Here is a 20,715-nt window from a genome sequence, read left to right on the forward strand (position 1 = left end):
TAATGTGAAGCCAAATTTCATACCCGTTTTCAAAGCGCTGCGAATCTCCTCTTGCACTTTGACACCCGCCTCTCCCAAGATACCGTAAAACAAACGGAAAGACACACAATGTCCCTCGCTGATGCCGCCCGCGCCGTGCGCGCCAATGCCTATGCCCCCTATTCCAACTTCAAAGTGGGGGCCGCCATTCGCGCCGTTTCGGGCGAGGTCTTCTCTGGCTGCAATGTCGAAAATGTCGCCTACCCCGAAGGCACCTGTGCCGAGGCAGGGGCGATTGCGGCCATGGTCGCGGCGGGGCAAACACGCCTCACCGAGGTCTATGTGATCGCCGACAGCCCTGCGCCCGTGCCGCCCTGCGGCGGCTGCCGCCAGAAGCTGATGGAGTTCGGCGAGGCCGACACCCGCGTGACCCTCGCCACGACAGAGGGCCGCGAAGCCAGCTACACGCTGGCCGAGCTGCTCCCCGGTGCCTTTGCCAACGCCCATATGGACAAGGCATGAGCAACACCCGTGCTCTGCTTGCTGCGCTGCGCCGTGGTCAGCCCATAGGCGCGGCGGCGCTTCGCGGCTTTGCTCAGGGGCTGGCCGATGGCTCCGTGTCTGATGCCCAAGCAGGGGCCTTCGCCATGGGCGTGGTGCTTTCCAAACTCTCGCATGAAGATTCCGTCGCGCTCACCCTCGCCATGCGCGACAGCGGCGATGTGACGGCCTGGGATCTGCCCGCCCCCATCGTTGACAAACATTCCACAGGCGGGGTCGGGGACTGTGTCTCGCTTCTGCTCGCCCCCGCGCTCGCCGCCTGCGGGGCGTTTGTGCCCATGGTCTCGGGCCGTGGCCTTGGCCATACCGGCGGCACACTCGACAAGCTCGACGCCATCCCCGGCTTCAAAACCGCGCTCAGTATGGAAGAGTTCCAACGCTCTGTGCGCGACAACGGCCTCGCCATTGTCTCCGCCTCGCCCAATCTCGCCCCCGCCGACAAGCGCCTCTACGCCATCCGCGATGTCACAAGCACGGTCGAAAGCCTCGATCTGATCACCGCGTCGATCCTTTCGAAAAAGCTCGCCGCAGGGCTTGAAGCGCTGGTGCTCGATGTCAAATGCGGCTCGGGTGCCTTTATGAAAACCCCTGAAGAGGCCCGTGCGCTGGCGCAGTCTCTCGTCTCCACAGCCAATGCCGCAGGCTGCAAAACATCCGCCCTGATCACCGATATGAACGAGCCGCTGGTGGCCTCGCTCGGCAATGCGCTCGAAATTTGCGAAATCATGCGCGCGCTCACCTCTCCCGCGCCCTCGCGCCTTGCCGAAATCACTGCGGCCCTCGGCGGCCAGCTCCTCTGTGATGCTGGCCTCGCAGCAACGCTGGAGGACGGCACCGCCCAGATCAGCCATGCCATCGCCTCAGGCCGCGCCGCCGAAGCCTTCGCGCGGATGTGCGCAGCCCAAGGCGGCCCGCTCGGCTTTGCCGACAATTGGGCGCGCTACCTGCCAGAAGCCAATATCATCCGCGAAGTCAAAGCCCCCGAAGCGGGCCATATCGCCGCCTATGACGGCGAGGCGCTCGGCCTTGCCGTGGTCGCTCTCGGCGGCGGGCGGCAGGTCGAAAGCGATAGCATTGATTACGCCGTCGGCCTCTCGGATATGCTCCCGCTCGGCACCCGCGTCGAAAAAGGCCAGCCCATAGCCCGCGTCCACGCCAGCCGCGAAGACGCCGCCCAGCGCGCTGCAGAAGACGTCCTCAAAGCCACACAGATCGGCGCAGCGCCCGCCGCAAAGCCGCTCGTATTGGAAAGGGTCACGGCATGAGCCGCGCCTTTCTTGTCGTGCTCGACAGCGCCGGCATCGGCGGCGCGCCAGATGCCGACCGGTTCTTCAACGGGGCCTTGCCCGACACAGGCGCCAACACGCTGGGCCATATCTATGAGGCCTGCGCCCCCGCGCTGCCCCATCTGGAAAGCCTCGGCCTCAAGCAGGCGATCACGCTCGCCTCTGGCCTCGCCCTACCGCCCAGCGCGCCCCTCATAGGCCGCTTTGGGGCCGCCACAGAAACCAGCCTCGGCAAAGACACCCCCTCAGGCCATTGGGAGCTTGCGGGCGTGCCCGTCCCTTGGGCATGGCACTATTTCCCCGACACAGAGCCCGCCTTTCCCGACGAGATCACAGCACTGGTGCAGCGCCTCGCCGCCACAGACGGAATCCTCGGCAATTGCCACGCCTCAGGCACCGCGATCATTGAGGCGCTCGCAGACGCGCACATCAAAACTGGCTGGCCGATCTGTTACACCTCCGCTGATTCCGTCTTCCAGATCGCGGCGCACGAAGAACACTTCGGCCTTGAACGCCTGCTAAAGCTCTGCACAGACCTCGCGCCACATCTGCACGCCCTCAAAGTCGGCCGCGTCATCGCCCGCCCCTTCACAGGCGCAAACGGCAGCTATACACGCACCAAAAACCGCCGCGACTACGCCATCGCCACCCCCGCGCCCACCCTGCTTGACTGGGCCCAAAGCGCAGGCCACCAGACCCACGCCATCGGCAAGATCAGCGATATTTTCTCAGGCCGTGGCATAGACACCGCCACCAAGGGCCGCGACACAGAGCTGATGAAAGACCTCCAAGCGCGCCTCCAGACAGCCCTCGACGGCGCGCTCACCTTCGCCAATTTTGTCGAGTTTGATACAGAGTTCGGCCATCGGCGCGACGCCAAGGGCTATGCCCGCCATCTGGAGTGGTTTGACAGCGAGCTGGGGCAGATCCTCGCTGCGCTCAAACCCGACGATCTGCTCATTCTCACCGCCGATCACGGCAATGACCCGACATGGCACGGCTCTGACCATACCCGCGAGCGCGTGCCCGTTCTGGTTGCAGGTGCGGGTCAAGGTGAGATAGGACAGGTCCAAATGAAAGATGTCGCCGCCACAATCGCGGCCCATCTTGGCCTAAATGAGCGCGGATCAGGGGCGAGCTTCCTCTCAGGCGCAAACCGAAAGCGAGACAAAAGATGAGCCAAAACCTGACAGTCGTTGATCACCCGCTGGTCCAGCACAAACTCAGCTTCATGCGCGACAAAGCCACGCCCTCCGCGCACTTCCGCCAGCTCTTGGGCGAAATCGCCCAGCTCCTCGCCTATGAAGCCACCCGCGATCTGCCGCTGGAAATGCGCGAGGTTGAAACCCCGCTGCAAGCCATGCAGTCGCCCTATCTTGCCGGTAAAAAGCTCGCGCTTGTCTCGATCCTGCGCGCTGGCAACGGGATGCTCGACAGCCTGCTACACCTCATCCCCTCGGCCCGCGTCGGCTTTGTCGGCCTCTACCGCGACGAAGCCACGCTCAAACCCGTTCAATATTATTTCAAAGTGCCCGAAGATATCGCCGCCCGCGATGTGCTCGTGGTCGATCCGATGCTCGCCACAGGCAACTCCTCTGTCGCCGCGATTGATCTGCTCAAAGCCGCAGGCGCGCGCCGTATCCGCTTTCTCTGCCTGCTCGCCGCCCCCGAAGGCGTTGCCCGTATGCAAGAAGCCCACCCCGATGTGCATATCATCACAGCCTCGCTCGATGAATGCCTAAATGCCCAAGGCTATATCGTCCCGGGTCTAGGGGATGCGGGTGACAGGATGTTCGGCACAAAATAGCGCATATTTTCGGTATTCGCTCCTAGACACGTCTTGGGTGATCAGGCATATTTCCCGCAGACTTGTGGGGACAATGTATGAGTATGAACCGTTTTATCGCGCCTGGCGCCTTTTTTCTGTCGCTGTTTTTTCTGTCACTGTCACTTTCAACAGCGCCCCTTTCAACGGCACAGGCCCAAGCGCTGCGTGATGTTGACGGGCCGGTGAATTACCCGCCCGCCTCCTACAAGGGCAAGCAATTTGTCGACAATGACGGCTGCGCTTTTGTGCGCGCAGGCATTGATGGCCGCGTCAACTGGATTCCGCGGGTGTCACGCTCCCGCAAGCTCCTCTGCGGGCTCAAGCCGACTTTCTCAGGCGCAGAGGCCAATATCGCCTCCGCCCAGACCGCCGAGGCTCCGGTGCAGATCACAAACAACGAAGCGCCTGCCGCCGTCGCGCCAGCGCCAGCGCCCGTGGCGGCCCCCAAGCCAGTGGCTGCCAAAGCCAAGCCCGTGGCCCCTGCGCCGCGCGTTGCCAAAGCCGCGCAGCCCCGCGTGATTGACGCAACCCCGACAACACGCCCCGCGCCCCAGCGCGTTCAGCAAGCCCGCCTCTTTCAGCCTGCGCAAAAGCCAGCACCAAAGCCTGTGATGCCTGTGCAGCCTGTCGCGCAAAAAGCCAAAGTCGCGCCTCTTGCCCCCGCCGCGGCAGCCCAATCCGCCCAGCGCAAGACCCGCACCACAAGCTGCCCCAATTTCACAGGCATCAGCGCCAAGTATGCAGGCTCCGGTAAAAATGTGCGCTGTGGCCCGCAATCACAGTCGCCCTTAGGCCGCGCGCAAGCCAAGCAACAGCCCGCCGCACAGACAAGTGGCCAGACAGCCCAGATCAAAAATACAGGCCAAGCCCGCGTCATGCCGCGCCATGCCAATACAGAGCAAACGCGCTCAACAGTCGGCACCAAAATTCCCAAAGGCTATCGCAAGGCGTGGGACGATGACCGCCTCAATCCGAACCGCGGCCAAATGACCGTCGAGGGCATTCGCCAGTCCGATCTGATCTGGACCCGCACGATCCCGCGCAGGCTCTACATCAAAGACACAGGCCGCGTGGTCAACACCCTCTTTCCCGATCTGCGCTACCCCTACACAAGCATGGCCGATCAGAACGCCGCCATGGGCCTGACCGCCTCCTCGCGCAGCAAGCCCGCAAAAGCGGCCGCGCCGCGCACACAGGCCGCCGCAGCCACACCCAAAGCAACGGGCAACCGCTACGTTCAGGTTGGAATGTTTGCCAATGAAAACAACGCAAAGCGCGCCGCACAGCAGATCACTGCAGCAGGCCTGCCCGCCCGCTTCGGCACCCTGAAAAAAGGCGGCAAATCCTACCGCTTGGTGATGGCAGGGCCGTTCCCGTCCAATCAACTCAAGGCCGCTGTTGCCACAGCCCGCCGCGCAGGCTTTTCTGACGCCTACGCGCGCTGAGCCACGCCCCTCTCAAAACAACACAAGCCCGCGTTTCTCAAACGCGGGCTTTTCTGTCTGGCAGGTCCAAGCCTCAAACAAAGCCGCGCAACCGCAGCACAACAATCACAGCCGTGATCACAATCAACAGATTGAACGCCAGCCCCGCGCCGCCCCTTATCCACTGGCGGCGCCTCACTTCGCCACGGTCGATCCGTTCCAGATAAGCCTTCAAGCGGCCATGCGCCTTGATGATGGCCGCCGCGTCGAGCTGCGCATAAAGCTTCGGATGCGTGGCCTTCTCAAGCGCCTCGGTGATCCGCGCAGCGTCCCGTCTGTGCCGCAGAGGAAGCCCCCGCCCGACGGCGCGCAAGCTCTCGGCCAAACTGGCGCGCTCCACGCCCAGATGCGCCGCCATCAGCCCGCGCAGCTCACGCTCCATCTCGCTCAAACGGCTCGGCTCGATCACGTCACACCCCGTCTCACTTGCGCCTTTTCCTTCCTCTGGAAAATAGCGTATCACGCACCTATGTTACACACTATCTTCCATGGCACCGCCACCGCCAAGCCCCCGCTGCTGATCGCCCATGGCCTCTTCGGATCAGGCCGCAACTGGGGCGTTATCGCCAAGCGCCTGTCTGACGAGCGTCAGGTGATTGCCGTCGATATGCGCAACCATGGCAGCTCGCTGCACTCAGATGATCACAGCTATCACGCTCTCGCCGACGACTTGGCCGACGTGATCGCGGCGCAGGGCGGGCGCGCCGATGTGCTCGGCCACTCGATGGGCGGCAAGGCGGCCATGGTGCTCGCCCTACGCCACCCCGATCTCGTCATCCGCCTCACTGTCGCCGACATCGCCCCCGTGAGCTATACCCACTCCCAGCAGCAATATATCAACGCCATGCGCGCGCTTGATCTGGCCGCGCTCCACAGCCGCGCCGAGGCCCAAACGGCCCTGCTCGAGCTGGTCAAAGACCCGACCCTCGCAGCCTTTTTCACTCAGTCTCTGGATGTGAAAGCGCAGGAATGGCGGCTCAATCTAGCGGCGCTTGAGGCCAATATGCCTCAGATTCTCGGTTTCCCCGAGATCGACGCCCGCTTCACTGGCCCCACACTCTTTCTCACAGGGGCCAATTCGCACTACGTCACGCGCGAGCACCGCCCCCAGATCAAGGCGCTCTTCCCCGAGGCCCGCTTTGCCAAAATCCCGGAGGCGGGACACTGGCTTCACGCCGAGCGCCCCCGCGCCTTTGAGGCCGCGCTGCGCACATGGCTCAACGCCGCCAAGACTGCTTAAGCACCCGCTGCACCGCAGGCAAAAGTGCATCGGCCGCCTCCTCATGCGCCGCTGGCCCCAGAAGTTGCATCGCCGCCAGAGCCTCATGATCGGCAAAGACCATGCCCTCCTGACCATGCGCCAGAGCCGCAGGGCTGACCCGACAGATCACAACCTGCGCCACATCCCCGCCAAGCTGTTCGATCATATCCTCGGTCACAGCAAAAGGCGCGCTCGCCGCATGGACAAATCCGCGCTTCTCCGCAGGCTCATGATCGGCAAACCATAACAGCACCACAGGCTTGCCCACCCGCTCCGCCAAAAGCTTCATCCGCGCAACCCAAGCCTGCTGCAACTCCCGCATCAGCAGAATAAACCCCTCAGGGTGATAGCGCGCCAGATGGCGCAACAGATGATTGGTAAAGTGAAACTCGGTAAAATCCACACCACGAAACAGCTTTCTCATCTGCTCGGAGGCCCGCAAAAAGCGGTCGTTGCGGCGCGGATGCACCGTGTAAAAACGGTTCGACAGATTATGCGCGCTCATCGCCTGCACAATCACAGCCTCGGCCCGCGCCGCCATGCTCAAGACACCAAGATCGCTCGCAAACGCATCCAGCCCCGCGCTCATCACCCCGAGATTGACACAGGGCAGTTCGAGCTTGTCCTCCAGCCGGTCGGCAAAAGGACGCGGCACAAATTTGCCAAACGTCTCTGTGCCCCCCAATAGGGCCACATAAGGCGCCTCAAGGTTCCGCTTGGGGCCGCGAAAGCTCAGCCGCGATCCGTCATATTCGCAGAGTCGATAGTCAAGGGCTGCGCCCCCTATTCGTTCATAGGACATAGTTCCCACCACAATTTTAGTTCACCCAAAATCGAGGATGCGCCAGAGCTGTTGCGAATTCCCTAACAGATAAAATACGCAGGATTTAATGGCCGATCTTTCGCCTTGCAGCCCGCTCAAGGCGCGGCTTATTGTCGTGATTAACCCTGAAGGAGAGCATCATGGATATCAAAACAGTCGGCGTCATCGGTGCAGGCCAGATGGGCAATGGTATCGCGCACGTCATGGCCCTCGCAGGCTATAACGTGACCCTCAATGATCTCAGTCCAGACGCGCTCACAGCCGCGCTCGCCAAGATCGAGAAAAACATGGTGCGCCAAGTCTCGCGCAATCTGATCACAGAGGCCGATATGCAAGCCGGCCTCGCCCGTATCAGCCCCGCGCTCGACGTCGCCGCGCTCGGCACCGCTGATCTCGTGATCGAATCCGCCACTGAAAACGAAGAGATCAAAATCAAGATCCTCGAGGGCCTCGTGCCGCATCTCCCCGACCATGCCATCGTGACCTCCAACACCTCTTCAATCTCGATCACCCGCCTCGCCGCGCGCACGGACCGCCCCGAAAAATTCATGGGTTTTCACTTCATGAACCCCGTGCCGCTCATGCAGCTGGTCGAGCTGATCCGTGGCATCGCCACAGATGACGAAACCTATCAGAGCTGCCTCGCCGTGGTCGAGCGCTTGGGCAAAACAGCAGCAAGCGCCGAAGATTTCCCCGCCTTTATCGTCAATCGGATCCTGATCCCCATGATCAACGAGGCCTGCTATACGCTCTATGAAGGCGTCGGCAATGTCGCCTCGATTGACAACGCCATGAAGCTCGGCGCCAATCATCCGATGGGTCCCTTGGAGCTTGCCGATTTTATCGGCCTTGATACCTGCCTCGCGATCATGAATGTGCTGCACGACGGCCTCGCCGATACCAAGTATCGCCCATGTCCCTTGCTCACAAAATATGTCGCCGCCGGATGGTTGGGCCGTAAAACAGGCCGTGGCTTTTACGACTATCGCGGCGAAGGCGCGCCTGTCCCAACACGCTGAGCCACTCAGGCGCACGAAGTGTAAATTCACAACAGATTCAAGGTCAGCCTCTGGGGTGGCGATCCGAAGGTTTTGAAAATGCGCTTTATGTCTGCCAAATACCACCTCAGAACGAATGATGCGCCTGCATTTGCCAAATCGCCAGCCCAAGGGAGGGGCTGACCCACTCTCAGCAGAATTGGCGTAGCCAATTCGCCTGCCGTGGCAAAGGATAGCCGGGCCGCTGCGCGGCTGTTAAACGGCTCGGTGTTTCCAACAGAGGTCTCGCTCCCGCCTCAAATCCGCCCCCTCACATCCCCTAGGGTGCGCATTCCCTGCGCACCAACCCTTCAGATCAAAAAAAGCCGCCGAAGTCTCCCTCGGCGGCTCTCTTTTTCTCGGCTCAAAACTTACGCGTCGATCCAGACGTTTTCCAGATGCATCTCGCGGAACTGGTGGCGCGTCACATTCTTCACAGCCGCCACATGGTGCAAATCAAGATTATACCAATACGGCTGCACAACCGCGCCGCTGTCTTGCAACATCGCCTGCAGGTCTTTCATAATCTCGCGCCGCGCATCCGGATCAAACACCCCCGAGGCTTCGGCAAGCTTGGCGTCAAACTCGGGGTTTTCATGCCCGCTTTCGTTCCAAGCCGCGCCAGAGGTATAGGCCAGCGTCAACACCTGAACGCCCAAAGGCCGCGCGCCCCAGTTGGTGGTCGAAAACGGATATTTGGTCCAATCGTTCCAGAAGGTGCTCCCTGGAATAACCGTGCGCTTTACATTAAAGCCCGCATCGCGCAGTTGCGCGCCAATGGCGTCGGTTGTGACAGTGCGCCAATCCCCGTCGATCGAAATCAGTTCAATTTCCGTATCCCCATGGCCCGACTCCTCCAGCATGGCTTTCGCCTTCGCCGCATCAGGCGCAATCTTGGGAAGCGCGGCATACTCTGGGTGCATCGGGCCGACATGATGGTTCTCTGCAGGAAGCCCCTGACCATTGCGGCCAAGCTCAAGCACAACAGAATTATCGACCGCCAGTTGCACAGCATTGCGCAGCATCTTGCTGTCGTAAGGGGCAGTGTCCGCCCGCATCCGCGCCACAATCGTGCTCGCCGTCGCCTGTGATTTATGCTCAAGCCCAAGCCCGTTCAAAATGTCGATATAATCCGCCGCCGTTTCATCGTTGAGGTGGATTTCACCCGCCTCAAAGGCCGCCAGAATATTGGACTGGTCCGTGCCATAATCGATAAATTCGATCCCGTCCAAAAGCGCCTTGCCGCCCCACCAGCCGCTCTCGCGGCGCTTGAAGCTCGCGCCCACACCGATCTCGAAGTTGGTCAGCTCAAACGGGCCTGTGCCAACAGCATTGCTCTCAAAGTCGGCCTCAGGGTCATAATTTTGCGGCACAATCATCGCAGGATAATCTGCCATACCGGCAATCAGGCTGATATCGGCCACCTCAAGATTGAGCTGGACCGTCATATCGTCGATCTTCTGGATCGCGCCCGCGCGGGCCATGCCTGTGGCCTCGTCAATCAGCGGCGTAAAACGCGCCGCCATTGAGTTGCCCTCGGCGTTCTTTTCACACCAGCGGTTGAGGTTGAAAATAACGTCATCCGCCGTGAAGGTGTCGCCGTTGCTCCATGTGGCCCCTCGGCGCACATTGAGCGTATAGGTCTTGGAGTCGTCCGACACAGTCCAGTCTTCCAGCAGCAAGCCCGAGAAGGTAAAGTCGCTGTTCCAGCGCACCAGCGTTTCCTGATACTGGCGGGCCACATTGCCATGCTCTGTCCAGTCAAACGAGCGCGGATCCTTCATCGCCAAAATGCGCATCCCGACTTTCAATATTCCGCCCGGCTTGCCTTCGCCTTCCGCCAATGCGGGGCGCGCTTGCCCCAAGAGACCATAAGCGACAGCTGCGCTCGCGCCAAAGGTGCTTGCCAGCGCAAGAAATTCGCGGCGCTCCATTTTACCCGCGCGTGTGGCTTTCGCCCAGTCCTTTACTTGTGACCGTACCGATGGATTTTGAAAATCGTCTTTCATTGAGGTTTCTCCCGTTGGATGTCCGCCGTCATGCGTGCGGCGGTCCTCACAGGCTACGCCAACTTAGCCGATTCGCAGAAACTCTTTTTGGACAGAGCTGTCCAGAGCCTGACCTCAGCCCAAAAAAAGGCCCCGGATCAACCGGGGCCAGGTGCGGAACAACCGCAGGGAAAATCAAAACGTCAATGTCACCAGTCGCTCGGCCCCTTGTCGCCAAAGGCATGAACCAGAAAGTCGATAAAGGCGCGCACCTTGGGCTGCGTAAAGCGCCCGGGCGGATACACCGCATAGATGCCCTGCGTCTCCATCGGCAGATCAGGGATCGCATCTTCCACAAGCCCCTTTTCAAGCGCCTCCGCATAGAGAAAACTCGGCAGATACGCGATCCCAAGGCCCGACACAGCCGCATTCAGAAGCGATTGCCCGTCATTCACAGTCAGCCACCCCGCCGTGCGCACTTGGCGCTTCTCGCCCGAGGGTGCCGTGATCTTCCAGACATTGCCCGCCGAATGGTTGGAGTAATGCAACAGCTTGTGGTCGTTGAGATCGTCAATCTTCTGTGGCCGCCCGTGGCGCTGGAAATAGCTCGGGCTGGCAATCATGCGCATACTTGTCTCGGTGAGCTTGCGCGCCCGCAAAGAGCTGTCCTCAAGCTCGCCAATCCGGATCGCCATATCAAAGCCCTCCGAAATCAGCTCCACATAGCGGTTGTTAAGCACCATATTGACGGTGATATCAGGAAAATCCGCAAGGAACTCGCCCAGCACAGGCGACAGATGGTTCACGCCAAAGTCCGTCGCCACAGAAATGCGCAACAGCCCCGAAGGATCAGACTGCATCGAAGAGACAAGCGCATCCGCCTCCCCCGCATCATTCAGCACGCGCCGCGCTCGGTCATAGTAAGCAAGGCCAATCTCGGTCGGGCTGACCCGCCGCGTCGTGCGGTTCAAAAGCCGCGCCCCCAAACGGGCCTCAAGGCTGGAAACGTGCTTTGAAACCGCAGATTTGGAAATCCCCATCTTCTTCGCAGCGTCGGTAAAGCCGCCTTGGTCCACGACCATAGCAAAGGCTTCCATTTCAGTCAGTCGGTCCATGCGCGACAATCCCTCGATTATTCTTTTCTCAAACCAAGGTATCGCCGCACAATCAGGCACAATCTGGGCGCTCATGAGATAATATCAGGGTTTTCCCAAGGATCGTTCAAGACCGCGAAACAACGAAACAGAGGTTTCCAAAACGCCCCCTGTTCCCATAAACGCCCCCGCCCCTTTCTTTTTGCCTTAAATATCCAAATCCAACAGATCCAACGCGCGCCGCCCCCGAGAGTGGGCAACACCCATCTGCACACACCAGCGCACGCCCCATTACCTAATTTTCTCTTAACAAAGCCGGCGATCCCCCGGTGCACGCATGGTGCACGCCCGGTGCACACAAAACACCCCCCTAGAATCAGGCCGTTTTCGCCCCGTTAACCAATCGGGACGCTGCGTTAACAATTGCATTTGAGAACATCCGCCAAAACCACGGCCCACCAGCCCCTAAGCGACCATCGCCGCCGCCTTTTTCAGGTCCACAGACACAAGCTGGCTCACGCCCCGCTCCTGCATCGTGACCCCAAACAGACGGTCCATCCGGCTCATCGTCACAGCATGATGCGTGATGATCAAAAACCGTGTGTCGGTCTGGCGGCACATCTCGTCAAGCAGGTCACAAAACCGCGTGACATTGGCGTCATCCAAAGGTGCATCGACCTCGTCGAGCACACAAATAGGCGCAGGGTTCGCAAGAAACACCGCAAAGATCAGTGCCATCGCCGTCAGCGTCTGTTCCCCCCCCGACAGAAGCGAAAGCGTCGCCAGCTTCTTACCCGGCGGCTGACACATAATCTCAAGCCCCGCATCCAGCGGATCGTCGCTTTCCACCAAAACAAGGTTGGCATCGCCGCCGCCAAACAGATGCTTGAACAACATCGAGAAGTTGTCGTTCACTTGCTCGAATGCGGTCAAAAGCCGCTCGCGCCCCTCGCGGTTGAGGCTGGCAATCCCTGTGCGCAGCGCGCGGATCGCCTCTTCCAGATCGGTCTTTTCAAGCAATAGCCCGTCATGCTCCAGCGAGACGTCCTTGGCGTCTTCCTCGGCCCGCAGGTTGACCGCGCCCAGCGCATCGCGCTGGCGCTTGAGGCGGTTCACATCCTGCTCGATCATCTCCGAAGCGGGCATCTTTTCGGGGTCCGCCCCAAGGCTCTCCAAAAGCGCCTCTGGCGTTGTCTCCTGCTCCTCCTCGATCCGCTCGGCAGCATAGGCCACTGTCTCGCCCGCCGCATCCGAGCGGGCCTCCGAGCGCGCCCGCGCCTCGCGCGCCTCGCTGGCCGCCCGTTCGGCCTCGCGCTCGGCGATCGTCGCGTCCCGCTCTGCGCCCTCGGCGGTGGAGAGCGCATCAGAGGCCTTCGCCTTGCGCGCCTCGGCCTGCGCAATCGAGTGGCCCAGCTCCTCGCGCTTGGCGGCGATTTCCTCTGGTGCCGCCGTGGCGTCTTTCAGCTCGGCTTCGCTCGCCGTCTTACGCTCGCCCAGCTCGGCGATCCGCTTGCCCGCCGTCTCCAGACGGTGACGCCAGCCCGACAGCTCCTTGGTGACATCCTGCCCCCGCCGCGTGCGCGCCTCGCCCTCGCGGCGCAGCTCGTCGTGGCTTGAGCGCTTGGCCATCATGGTCATGCGCGCCGCCTCAACCGTCATCTTCACATCTTCGACTTCGGCCCGCGCCGTCTCAAGGTCGCCCAGCCCAGCAAGCCCGCGCTCCGCCTCCTGCAAAGAGCGCCGCGCCGCCATGGCTTCCTCCTCATGACGCTTTACAGCAAGGCCCAAAGAGTCCAGCCGCGACTCCGCCAAGGTGCGGTCCGCTTCCGCGCGGCTGAGGGCCCGCGCCGCTTCTGCCACGGCTGTATCGGCAGCGCGCCGCGCCTCGCGGGCGGCCTTATCGGCCTCGCCGTCGCGCTTGAGTTGCTCGGTCAGAACCTGATGCGCCAGCCGCGCGCCCTGCGCTTTTGAGGTGGCCGCTTCCATCTGCTGCTTGAGCGCTTCAAGACGGTTCATCTGCTCCAGACGCAGCGCCGCCGCGCTCGGCGCATCCTCGGCCCAAGCGCGGAATCCGTCCCAGCGCCACAAATCGCCATCAAGGCTCACAAGCCGCTGCCCGGGCTTCAGCTCGGCCTGCAAAGCAGCGGCCGCCTCGGCCTCCACAAGCCCGATCTGCGCCATCCGCCGTGTCAGAACCGCAGGCACATTGACATGAGACGACAGCGGCTCGACGCCCTGAGGCAGGGCTTGCGCCTCTCTATAGGCAGGCAGGCTCGCCCAGCCAGACGGCCCGTCCTCTGCCACTTCAGGCGCGCGCAAATCATCCGCCAGCGCCGCGCCCAGCGCCTTCTCATAGCCCGGCGTCACTTGCAGCTGGTCAATGATCTGCCCGCCCTCGGCGGTGTCGCGCTCCACAAGCCGCGCCAAGGCGCTGGCCTCTGCGGAGAGTGCGTTGACTTCGCCATCGGCTTCGCTCAGCTCGGCCCGCGCATCTGCCTCGCGCGCTTGCGTCGCCGCCCGCGCCGCTTCGGCGGCGATGAGCGCCTCTTCGGCCTCCTGCGAGCGCTTGTTCGCCGCGCTCTCGGCCTGCTGGGCCGCTTCAAAATCGACCGCTGCTTTTTCCAACAGCGCCTTGGCCTCGCCTGCGGCGCGCTTGGCCTTTTCGGCCTCTTCGCTGGAGCGGGCTTCGGTCTTGCGACTGTCCTCAAGCAAGCGCTGCGCGGATTGGTGCCGTGCGGCCAAGCGGGCCACATCTTCGGTCAGCTCGGAGAGGGCATTCTCACGCGCCTGCAAGACTTGGGCGGCCTCTTGAGACGCCTCTGCCGCTTGCGCCAGCTTGGCCTCATGGCCCGCGCCGGCCTTTTTCAGCTCTTCAGCCTCCCATTCAAGCCGCGCGATGGTTTCGCCTGCGTCACGGTTGAGCGCTTCCTCACGCTCCATATCCGCCGCAAGCTGGCGGATCCGCGCCTCCAGCGTTTCAATCGTCGCGAGCGCGCGGGTTTCTTGATCTTGCAGCGTGTCACGCTGCACTGAAAGGCGCTGAAGCACGGCCGCTGCAATGGCTTCTTCTTCGCGCAGGGCGGGCAAGGCGTCTTCGCGGCTCTGGCGCAGCTTTGTCGCCTCCCGCGCCGCCGATTCGGCCTGCGCCGCCGCCACCGTGCGCTCCTTTAGGACGTTCTGCTCCTCAAGATGCGATACTTGCGCTTCCTTCCACCGCCGATAAAGGAGCAACCCCTCCGCCCGCCGCAACTCCTCCCCGATCTCGCGATAGCGTGCCGCTTGGCGGGCTTGGCGCGCAAGCTGCGCCAGCTGTGCCGCCAGTTGCTCAAGCACATCGTCGACACGGGTCAGATTTGTTTCCGCGCCCTTGAGCTTGAGTTCGGCTTCATGGCGGCGCTGATAAAGGCCCGAAATCCCTGCCGCCTCTTCCAGAATGCGGCGGCGGCTCTTGGGCTTGGCGTTGATCAGCTCGCTGATCTGCCCCTGCCGCACAAGAGCAGGGCTGTGCGCACCTGTCGAAGCATCGGCAAACAGCATCTGCACATCACGCGCGCGGGTGTCCTTGCCGTTGGCCTTATAGGCGCTACCCACATCGCGGGTGATACGGCGGACAACTTCGAGGTTGTCCATGTCGTTAAAGCCCGCAGGGGCAAGGCGGTCTTGGTTGTCGATATGTAGCGAAACTTCGGCAAAGTTGCGCGCAGGCCGCGAGGATGCGCCCGCAAAGATCACGTCTTCCATCCCGCCGCCCCGCATGGCGGTGGGGCGGTTTTCGCCCATCACCCAGCGCAGGGCTTCCAGCAAGTTGGACTTGCCGCAGCCATTGGGGCCGACAACGCCTGTCAGACCGTCCTGAATAATCAGGTCGGTCGGATCGACGAAGCTTTTAAACCCCGTAAGTCTGAGCTTATGAAATCGCACTGCCCGTTTTGCGCCCTTGATTCTGACTGTTTGCCAGTCTGAGGGGCACAGCTGCGCCTTGTCAACGTTTCAGCCCTTCATGTGGGGCCTCAACAGAAGTTATCCACAAGATAACGGGGTTTAACCCCGCCCATGCGGCTCCATAAAGTCGAGCACAGGGTTGGTCGGAAGAATCCGATTGGGGTTAATCGTGTCGTGGCTGTAGTGATAATGGCGCACGATATGCTCCATATTCACCGTCTCCGCGACGCCCGCAGTCTGATAAAGCGCGCGTGTGTAAGCCCAGAGATTGGGATAATCAATCAGCCGCGCGCGGTTGCACTTAAAGTGCAAATGATAGACCGGATCAAACCGCACAAGCGTGGTAAACAACCGCAAATCCGCCTCGGTGAGCTGATCCCCCATCAGATAGCGCCGCTGGGAAAGCCGCGCCTCAAGCCAGTCCATCGTCTCAAACAACGGATCAATCGCCGCATCATAGGCCGCCTGCGTGGTGGCAAAGCCCGCCCTGTAAACACCGTTGTTCAGCGTGTCATAAATCCGCGCGTTGACCTCTTCAATCTCATCGCGCAGCGGCTCAGGCCAATAGTCGTCACTGTTCCCCGTCAGCCCGTCAAACGCCGAGTTCAGCATACGGATGATCTCCGAGCTTTCATTGCTCACAATCGTCTCGCGCTCCTTGTCCCACAAAATCGGAACCGTCACCCGCCCCGATATCTGCGGATCCGCCTTCAGATAAACATCCCGCGCAAACTCAAGCCCATAGAGTGTATCGCCCGTGGCCCCATGCGCATCTTTCTCAAAGGTCCAGCCCTCAGAGAGCATATCAGGATGCACAGCCGATATGCTGATATGCGCCTCAAGCCCTTTCAGCGCCCTGAAAATAAGCGTGCGATGCGCCCAAGGGCAGGCATAGGAGACATAAAGATGATAGCGCCCGCTCGCGGCCTCAAATCCGCCCTCGCCTGTCGGACCCGCCGCGCCATCCGCAGTGATCCAGTTGCGAAACTTGGCTGTCGTGCGCTCAAACGCACCGCCCGTTGACGCCGTATCATACCAAACATCATGCCATGTGCCGTCTACCAACTGTCCCATCGGGGTCTCCTCATTTCGGTGTTGCCCCTACCTAGCCCCACAGCCCCGCACGATAAACACCCGCCCCCGCGCAGCGCCCCTGCGCTGACGCACAGAGCGAGAGTCACACAGCTGCAACATTAAACCTCTAGAAAGAATTCGTTACTTGTTTCTCAACCAAACCGTGCAAATCTATGGGTCACAGGAAAGGCGCGAAAAATGACAGACTATCTATCCCCCGAGATCGAGGCGGCGCTCAAAGCCGCCCGCAAAGCGGCCATGAAAAAGTCCTCGCGCTTGCGCGTGCAGATGGGCGAGGCCCAATATCCCGTTCTCAAACTCTGGGACAAAGGCTTTGCGCTGGATGTCTCAGGCGCGCCCAAGCTGCGCGGGCTGGTCGATATCTTTGATGGCACCAAACATCTGATGAACGGTCTGATCATTGCCACCGAAGAAGAGGGCGACATGATGCACTACGAGTTCAAACGCGTCACCCAAGCCCATGACAAAGCCCCGCTGGATTACGAGCGCGATACAAACGCGCCCGTAGCTCTCATAGGCAAGGCCGCGCCCTCACCGCATTGATCACTGAAGATCGGAAAAGGCCTTCTGAAGCCGCTCGACCGCCTGCTCGACATAGGCACGTGGCGTGGCCAGATTAAAGCGCATGAAGCTCTCGCCGCCTGTGCCAAATGTCGGCCCGTGGTTCGCCGCGATCTTGGCGTCTTCCTCCACGCGGCGGGTCACTTCCTCTCGGCTCATGCCCGTGCCTTCAAAATCAACCCACGCCAGATAGGTCGCCTCAAGCGGCATAGACTTCAGGCCCGGAATGCTGTTGATCCCCGCATCAAATATCTCGCGGTTGCCGTTGATATACGTCACAAGCGCATCCACCCATTCCGCCCCCTCAGGGCTATAGGCCGCTTCGGCCATCTCAAGGCCAAAGGAGTTCGCCGAAATCCCCAGACCCGCCATCTTCACCCCAAACTGCGCACGCAACGTCTCATCGGGGATGATCACATTGCCCGAATGCCCGCCCGCGATATTAAAGGTCTTGGTCGTCGCCGTCATCATGACAAGACGGTCCTCAATCCCCTCGATATTGGCCATCGGCGTATGCTTGGCCTCAGGCATCACAAGATCATGGTGGATCTCGTCTGACACCAAAATCAAATCATGCTTTTTGGCAAATTCAGCCACCTCGCGCAGCTCGGCCTCGCTCCAGACCCGCCCGCCGGGGTTATGGGGTGAGCACAGAATAACCATCTTCTCCGAGCCATCGAGCAGCGCATCATAGCTGTCAAAATCCATTTCATAGCGCCCGTTCTCAAGCACCATAGGGCACTCGACAACGCGGCGGCCATTGGCCTTAATCACCTTGGCAAACGCGTGGTAGACGGGCGTAAAGAGCACGACCCCGTCGCCCTTTTCGGTCCATGTATCCACACAAAGCGCCGTGCCGTTGACAAGCCCGTGGGTCGTAAAAATCGCGGCAGGGTCAACCTCCCAGCCGTGGCGGGTTTTCATCCACCAACAAATCGCCGCACGATACTCCGTATCGCCGCCATAATAGCCGTAAATGCCGTGCGAAAGCATCTTCTCCAAGGCGCCCTGCACACAGGCAGGCGGGCGAAAATCCATATCCGCAACCCACATCGCGATCCCGTCTTGCGCAGGCACATTATAAAGCTTGTCCATCATGTCCCATTTCGCAGAATGGGTGCCCTTGCGGTCAATGATCTCGTCAAAATTCATGGGGTGCTCTCCGATGTTGGGCGCGCATTTCATCTGGGCAAAAGCTAGCCGATTAAAAACCGAGCGCAAGGCCATGTTGCACAGCGTGTTGCAGTGCCCCGCCGCATCGCCTAAATGAGCCTTATGAAAAGGCCCATTCTGATACACCCCGACCCCCGCCTCAAAAAGGTCTGCGCGCCTGTGCCAGACCTCTCGGATGATCTGCGCAAACTTGGCGACGATATGCTCGTGACAATGTATGACGCGCCGGGCATTGGCCTTGCCGCGCCCCAGATCGGCGTTCTCTCGCGGGTGATCGTGCTCGATTGTGTCAAGGAAGAGGGCGAGACGCCCAAACCGATGGTGATGTTCAATCCCGAGATTGTGGCCGCCTCCGACGAGACCAATACCTACGAAGAAGGCTGCCTTTCGATCCCCGATCAATACGGCGAAGTGACCCGCCCCAAGACCGTTGATGTGCGCTGGATCGACCGCGACGGACACGCGCAAAGCGATACCTTCGATGGCCTCTGGGCGACTTGCGTGCAGCACGAGATTGACCACCTCAATGGCAAGCTCTTCATTGATTATCTCGGGGCCATGCGCCGCCAGATGATCACCCGCAAAATGCAAAAGCTCAAACGCGAGATGATGCGCGCATGAGCGTATTGCCTATCGTTCAGTGGCCTGATCCGCGCCTCTCTACGGTTTGCACGCCTGTTGATCGGCCCGACTTTGGCACGCGCCTGACAGATATGTTTGACACAATGTATGCCGCCAAGGGCCGTGGCCTCGCTGGTCCGCAAGTTGGCGTGCTGGAGCGGCTCTTTGTGATGGACGCGGGCTGGAAAGACGGCACACCCACACCGCGCGTCATGATCAATCCTGACATCGAGCCACGTGGCGCGGCGGTGCCGCTCGCGGAAACGTGCCTCTCCGTGCCTGATGTGGCTGTGCCTGTCGCGCGCGCGCCTCGCGTCTTTGTGCGCTGGCAGGATGAGCACGGCGGCACGCATGAGGCCCTCTTTGAGGGCGCCGAGGCCCGCATTATCCAGCACGAGTTTGATCATCTCGATGGCAAGCTCCACTTTGACCGCGTATCCCCCGAGCTGCGCGCAGACCTAGAAACGCCCTACCTGAAAGCGCACTCATGACAGCCAGACTTTGCATTCCGTGGCCCGACAAGCGCCTGCGCACCAAGGCCGCACCCGTAGAAGCCGTCACCGACGAGATCCGCGTCATCTGGGCCGATATGGTCGACACAATGGAAGCCATGCCCGGTGTCGGCCTCGCCGCGCCCCAAATCGGCGTGATGCTGCGCCTTGCGGTCGTGGACGCCAGCGAAGAGCGCGGCAAAGCCGTTCTCATGGCCAATCCCGAGATCATCGACGCCAGCGGCGTCTTTCGCGAACATGACGAGGCCAGCCCGAATCTCCCCGGCGTCTCCGCCGTCATCAAACGCCCCCGCGGGGTCAGCGTGCGCTTCCTTAACGCCGAAGGCATCACCGAACGCCGCGACTTCGTCGGCCTCTGGGCCACCTCCGTCCAACACCAACTCGACCACCTCAACGGCCAAATGTATTTTGACCGGCTTTCAAAAGTGAAGCGCGATATGCTTCTGCGCCGCGCAAGGAAGCTGTCATGAGACTTGTTTTTATGGGGTCTCCAGACTTCAGCGTTCCCGTTCTTGAGGCGCTGGTCACAGCAGGCCACGAGATTGTGGCCGTCTACTGCCAGCCCCCGCGCCCCGCTGGGCGTGGCAAAAAGGAACGCCTCACAGCGGTTCATGCACGCGCTTTGGAGCTGGGCTTAGACGTGCGACACCCCGTCAGCCTCAAGTCTGAGGCGGCGCAAAAAGACTTCGCCAGCCTTGCGCCTGAAGTGGCCGTGGTCGTCGCCTACGGGCTGATCCTGCCACAAGCCATTTTAGGTACGCCTACGTATGGTTGCCTCAATATCCACGCCTCCCTCTTGCCGCGCTGGCGCGGCGCAGCGCCCATTCATCGTGCGATCATGGCGGGCGACGCTGAGACAGGCGTCTGCATCATGCAAATGGAGGCAGGTCTTGACACAGGCCCTGTGCTGCTGCGCGAAGTGACCGCGATCGGCCCAGAAGAAACCACACTCCAGCTCCATGATCGCCTCTCCGCTCTTGGCTCTGCGGCAATTGTCAAAGCGCTCGACAGTTTGTCAGGCCTCACGCCCGTTACACAGCCCGACGAGGGCGTCACCTATGCCGAAAAGATCAGCAAGGACGAAGCCCGCATAGACTGGTCCCGTCCCGCAGAAGAGATAGACCGCCAGATCAGAGGCCTGTCCCCCTTCCCGGGCGCATGGTGCGAGTTGAACGGCACGCGCCTCAAGATTTTGGCCTCCCGTCTGTCAGAGGGCCATGGCGCGGCGGGCGAAGTGGTCCATACCCCTGCGTATGTTGCTTGTGGAACAGGCGCAATAGAACTGCTTCGCTTGCAAAAAGCAGGCAGTCAGGCGCAAGATATCTCAGAGTTCACACGCGGCACACCCCTCCCCAAGGGAACGCGCCTCAGCTAAAGCGTTTTGAAATAAAATCGGATCTCGAATTTAATTCAAAACGGCCTCTACATGAATTAGGTTTCGCGCGTTTCGAGCCTAAGCCATGGCTCGAC

At 61.0% G+C, this 20,715-nt stretch carries 19 protein-coding genes; 12 read left to right on the forward strand and 7 right to left on the reverse strand.

What is annotated here, in order from left to right; genetic code table 11:
- Nucleotides 1-51: 51 nt before the first annotated feature.
- The 5 genes from ACTF58_RS09035 to ACTF58_RS09055 all read left to right on the forward strand — a co-directional run bounded on the left by ACTF58_RS09035 (nt 52) and on the right by ACTF58_RS09055 (nt 5,099).
- Nucleotides 52-501: a cytidine deaminase gene (locus ACTF58_RS09035; RefSeq protein WP_438991650.1), complete on the forward strand. Its 450-nt coding sequence runs from the start codon at nt 52-54 to the stop codon at nt 499-501.
- Complete coding sequence (locus ACTF58_RS09040) at nt 498-1,805, forward strand: thymidine phosphorylase (protein WP_438991651.1); 1,308 nt, start codon at nt 498-500, stop codon at nt 1,803-1,805. Before ACTF58_RS09035 ends, ACTF58_RS09040 begins: the two co-directional genes overlap by 4 nt.
- Entirely contained in the window at nt 1,802-3,004 is a 1,203-nt protein-coding gene (locus tag ACTF58_RS09045; protein WP_438991652.1) for a phosphopentomutase, read from the forward strand. Before ACTF58_RS09040 ends, ACTF58_RS09045 begins: the two co-directional genes overlap by 4 nt.
- On the forward strand, nt 3,001-3,633 hold the full coding sequence (upp, locus tag ACTF58_RS09050; protein ID WP_438991653.1) for a uracil phosphoribosyltransferase: 633 nt from the start codon (nt 3,001-3,003) through the stop codon (nt 3,631-3,633). Before ACTF58_RS09045 ends, upp begins: the two co-directional genes overlap by 4 nt.
- 77 nt (nt 3,634-3,710) lie before the next feature.
- Nucleotides 3,711-5,099, forward strand: a complete 1,389-nt coding sequence (locus ACTF58_RS09055) for an SPOR domain-containing protein (RefSeq protein ID WP_438991654.1) — start codon at nt 3,711-3,713, stop codon at nt 5,097-5,099.
- A gap of 73 nt (nt 5,100-5,172) precedes the next feature.
- On the opposite strand, the gene ACTF58_RS09060 is transcribed toward ACTF58_RS09055, so the two are convergent.
- The gene (locus ACTF58_RS09060) at nt 5,173-5,601 is read right to left on the reverse strand and encodes a hypothetical protein (RefSeq protein WP_438991655.1); all 429 of its coding nucleotides are present in this window, start codon (nt 5,599-5,601) and stop codon (nt 5,173-5,175) included.
- A 6-nt stretch (nt 5,602-5,607) separates the two neighbouring features.
- On the opposite strand from ACTF58_RS09060, the gene ACTF58_RS09065 reads away from it, so the two are divergent.
- Nucleotides 5,608-6,378 (forward strand): alpha/beta fold hydrolase, encoded by a 771-nt coding sequence (locus tag ACTF58_RS09065; RefSeq protein ID WP_438991656.1) that lies wholly within the window; start codon nt 5,608-5,610, stop codon nt 6,376-6,378.
- On the opposite strand, the gene ACTF58_RS09070 is transcribed toward ACTF58_RS09065, so the two are convergent.
- Entirely contained in the window at nt 6,356-7,201 is an 846-nt protein-coding gene (locus ACTF58_RS09070; protein WP_438991657.1) for a DUF6473 family protein, read from the reverse strand. The two genes, ACTF58_RS09065 and ACTF58_RS09070, sit on opposite strands and share 23 nt — an antisense overlap.
- A gap of 161 nt (nt 7,202-7,362) precedes the next feature.
- On the opposite strand from ACTF58_RS09070, the gene ACTF58_RS09075 reads away from it, so the two are divergent.
- A complete protein-coding gene (locus ACTF58_RS09075) occupies nt 7,363-8,241 on the forward strand; it encodes a 3-hydroxybutyryl-CoA dehydrogenase (protein ID WP_438991658.1) in 879 nt (292 codons plus the stop codon).
- Between the two features lie 389 nt (nt 8,242-8,630).
- Here ACTF58_RS09075 and ACTF58_RS09080 read toward each other — a convergent pair whose 3' ends face one another.
- The 4 genes from ACTF58_RS09080 to ACTF58_RS09095 all read right to left on the reverse strand — a co-directional run bounded on the left by ACTF58_RS09080 (nt 8,631) and on the right by ACTF58_RS09095 (nt 16,357).
- The gene (locus ACTF58_RS09080) at nt 8,631-10,268 is read right to left on the reverse strand and encodes an ABC transporter substrate-binding protein (protein ID WP_438991659.1); all 1,638 of its coding nucleotides are present in this window, start codon (nt 10,266-10,268) and stop codon (nt 8,631-8,633) included.
- Nucleotides 10,269-10,456: 188 nt separating this feature from the next.
- Nucleotides 10,457-11,362, reverse strand: coding sequence for a LysR family transcriptional regulator (locus ACTF58_RS09085; RefSeq protein WP_298806457.1), 906 nt, complete (start codon nt 11,360-11,362; stop codon nt 10,457-10,459).
- A 444-nt stretch (nt 11,363-11,806) separates the two neighbouring features.
- Complete coding sequence (smc, locus tag ACTF58_RS09090) at nt 11,807-15,262, reverse strand: chromosome segregation protein SMC (protein WP_438991660.1); 3,456 nt, start codon at nt 15,260-15,262, stop codon at nt 11,807-11,809.
- 120 nt (nt 15,263-15,382) lie between these two features.
- The gene (locus ACTF58_RS09095; RefSeq protein ID WP_438991661.1) at nt 15,383-16,357 is read right to left on the reverse strand and encodes a glutathione S-transferase family protein; all 975 of its coding nucleotides are present in this window, start codon (nt 16,355-16,357) and stop codon (nt 15,383-15,385) included.
- 198 nt (nt 16,358-16,555) lie between these two features.
- Here ACTF58_RS09095 and ACTF58_RS09100 point away from each other — a divergent pair, with 198 nt between their 5' ends.
- A complete protein-coding gene (locus ACTF58_RS09100) occupies nt 16,556-16,921 on the forward strand; it encodes a hypothetical protein (RefSeq protein WP_438991662.1) in 366 nt (121 codons plus the stop codon).
- Here the strand turns inward: ACTF58_RS09100 and ACTF58_RS09105 are convergent, their stop codons facing one another.
- Nucleotides 16,922-18,091 carry a MalY/PatB family protein gene (locus ACTF58_RS09105; protein ID WP_438991663.1) on the reverse strand — a complete coding sequence of 390 codons (1,170 nt, stop codon included), beginning with the start codon at nt 18,089-18,091 and terminating at the stop codon, nt 16,922-16,924. It abuts the gene before it with no gap.
- A gap of 123 nt (nt 18,092-18,214) precedes the next feature.
- On the opposite strand from ACTF58_RS09105, the gene def (ACTF58_RS09110) reads away from it, so the two are divergent.
- Genes def (ACTF58_RS09110) through fmt form a run of 4 tightly spaced genes read left to right on the forward strand, consistent with a single transcriptional unit; the run spans nt 18,215 to nt 20,620 of the window.
- Nucleotides 18,215-18,733, forward strand: coding sequence for a peptide deformylase (gene def, locus ACTF58_RS09110; RefSeq protein WP_438991664.1), 519 nt, complete (start codon nt 18,215-18,217; stop codon nt 18,731-18,733).
- On the forward strand, nt 18,730-19,224 hold the full coding sequence (def, locus tag ACTF58_RS09115) for a peptide deformylase (protein WP_438991665.1): 495 nt from the start codon (nt 18,730-18,732) through the stop codon (nt 19,222-19,224). Before def (ACTF58_RS09110) ends, def (ACTF58_RS09115) begins: the two co-directional genes overlap by 4 nt.
- Nucleotides 19,221-19,715 (forward strand): peptide deformylase, encoded by a 495-nt coding sequence (gene def / locus ACTF58_RS09120; RefSeq protein ID WP_438991666.1) that lies wholly within the window; start codon nt 19,221-19,223, stop codon nt 19,713-19,715. Before def (ACTF58_RS09115) ends, def (ACTF58_RS09120) begins: the two co-directional genes overlap by 4 nt.
- Nucleotides 19,712-20,620 carry a methionyl-tRNA formyltransferase gene (fmt, locus tag ACTF58_RS09125; protein WP_438991667.1) on the forward strand — a complete coding sequence of 303 codons (909 nt, stop codon included), beginning with the start codon at nt 19,712-19,714 and terminating at the stop codon, nt 20,618-20,620. Before def (ACTF58_RS09120) ends, fmt begins: the two co-directional genes overlap by 4 nt.
- Nucleotides 20,621-20,715: the final 95 nt, after the last annotated feature.

Source organism: Lentibacter sp., assembly GCF_965657785.1.
In the GTDB taxonomy this organism is placed as follows: Bacteria; Pseudomonadota; Alphaproteobacteria; order Rhodobacterales; family Rhodobacteraceae; genus Lentibacter.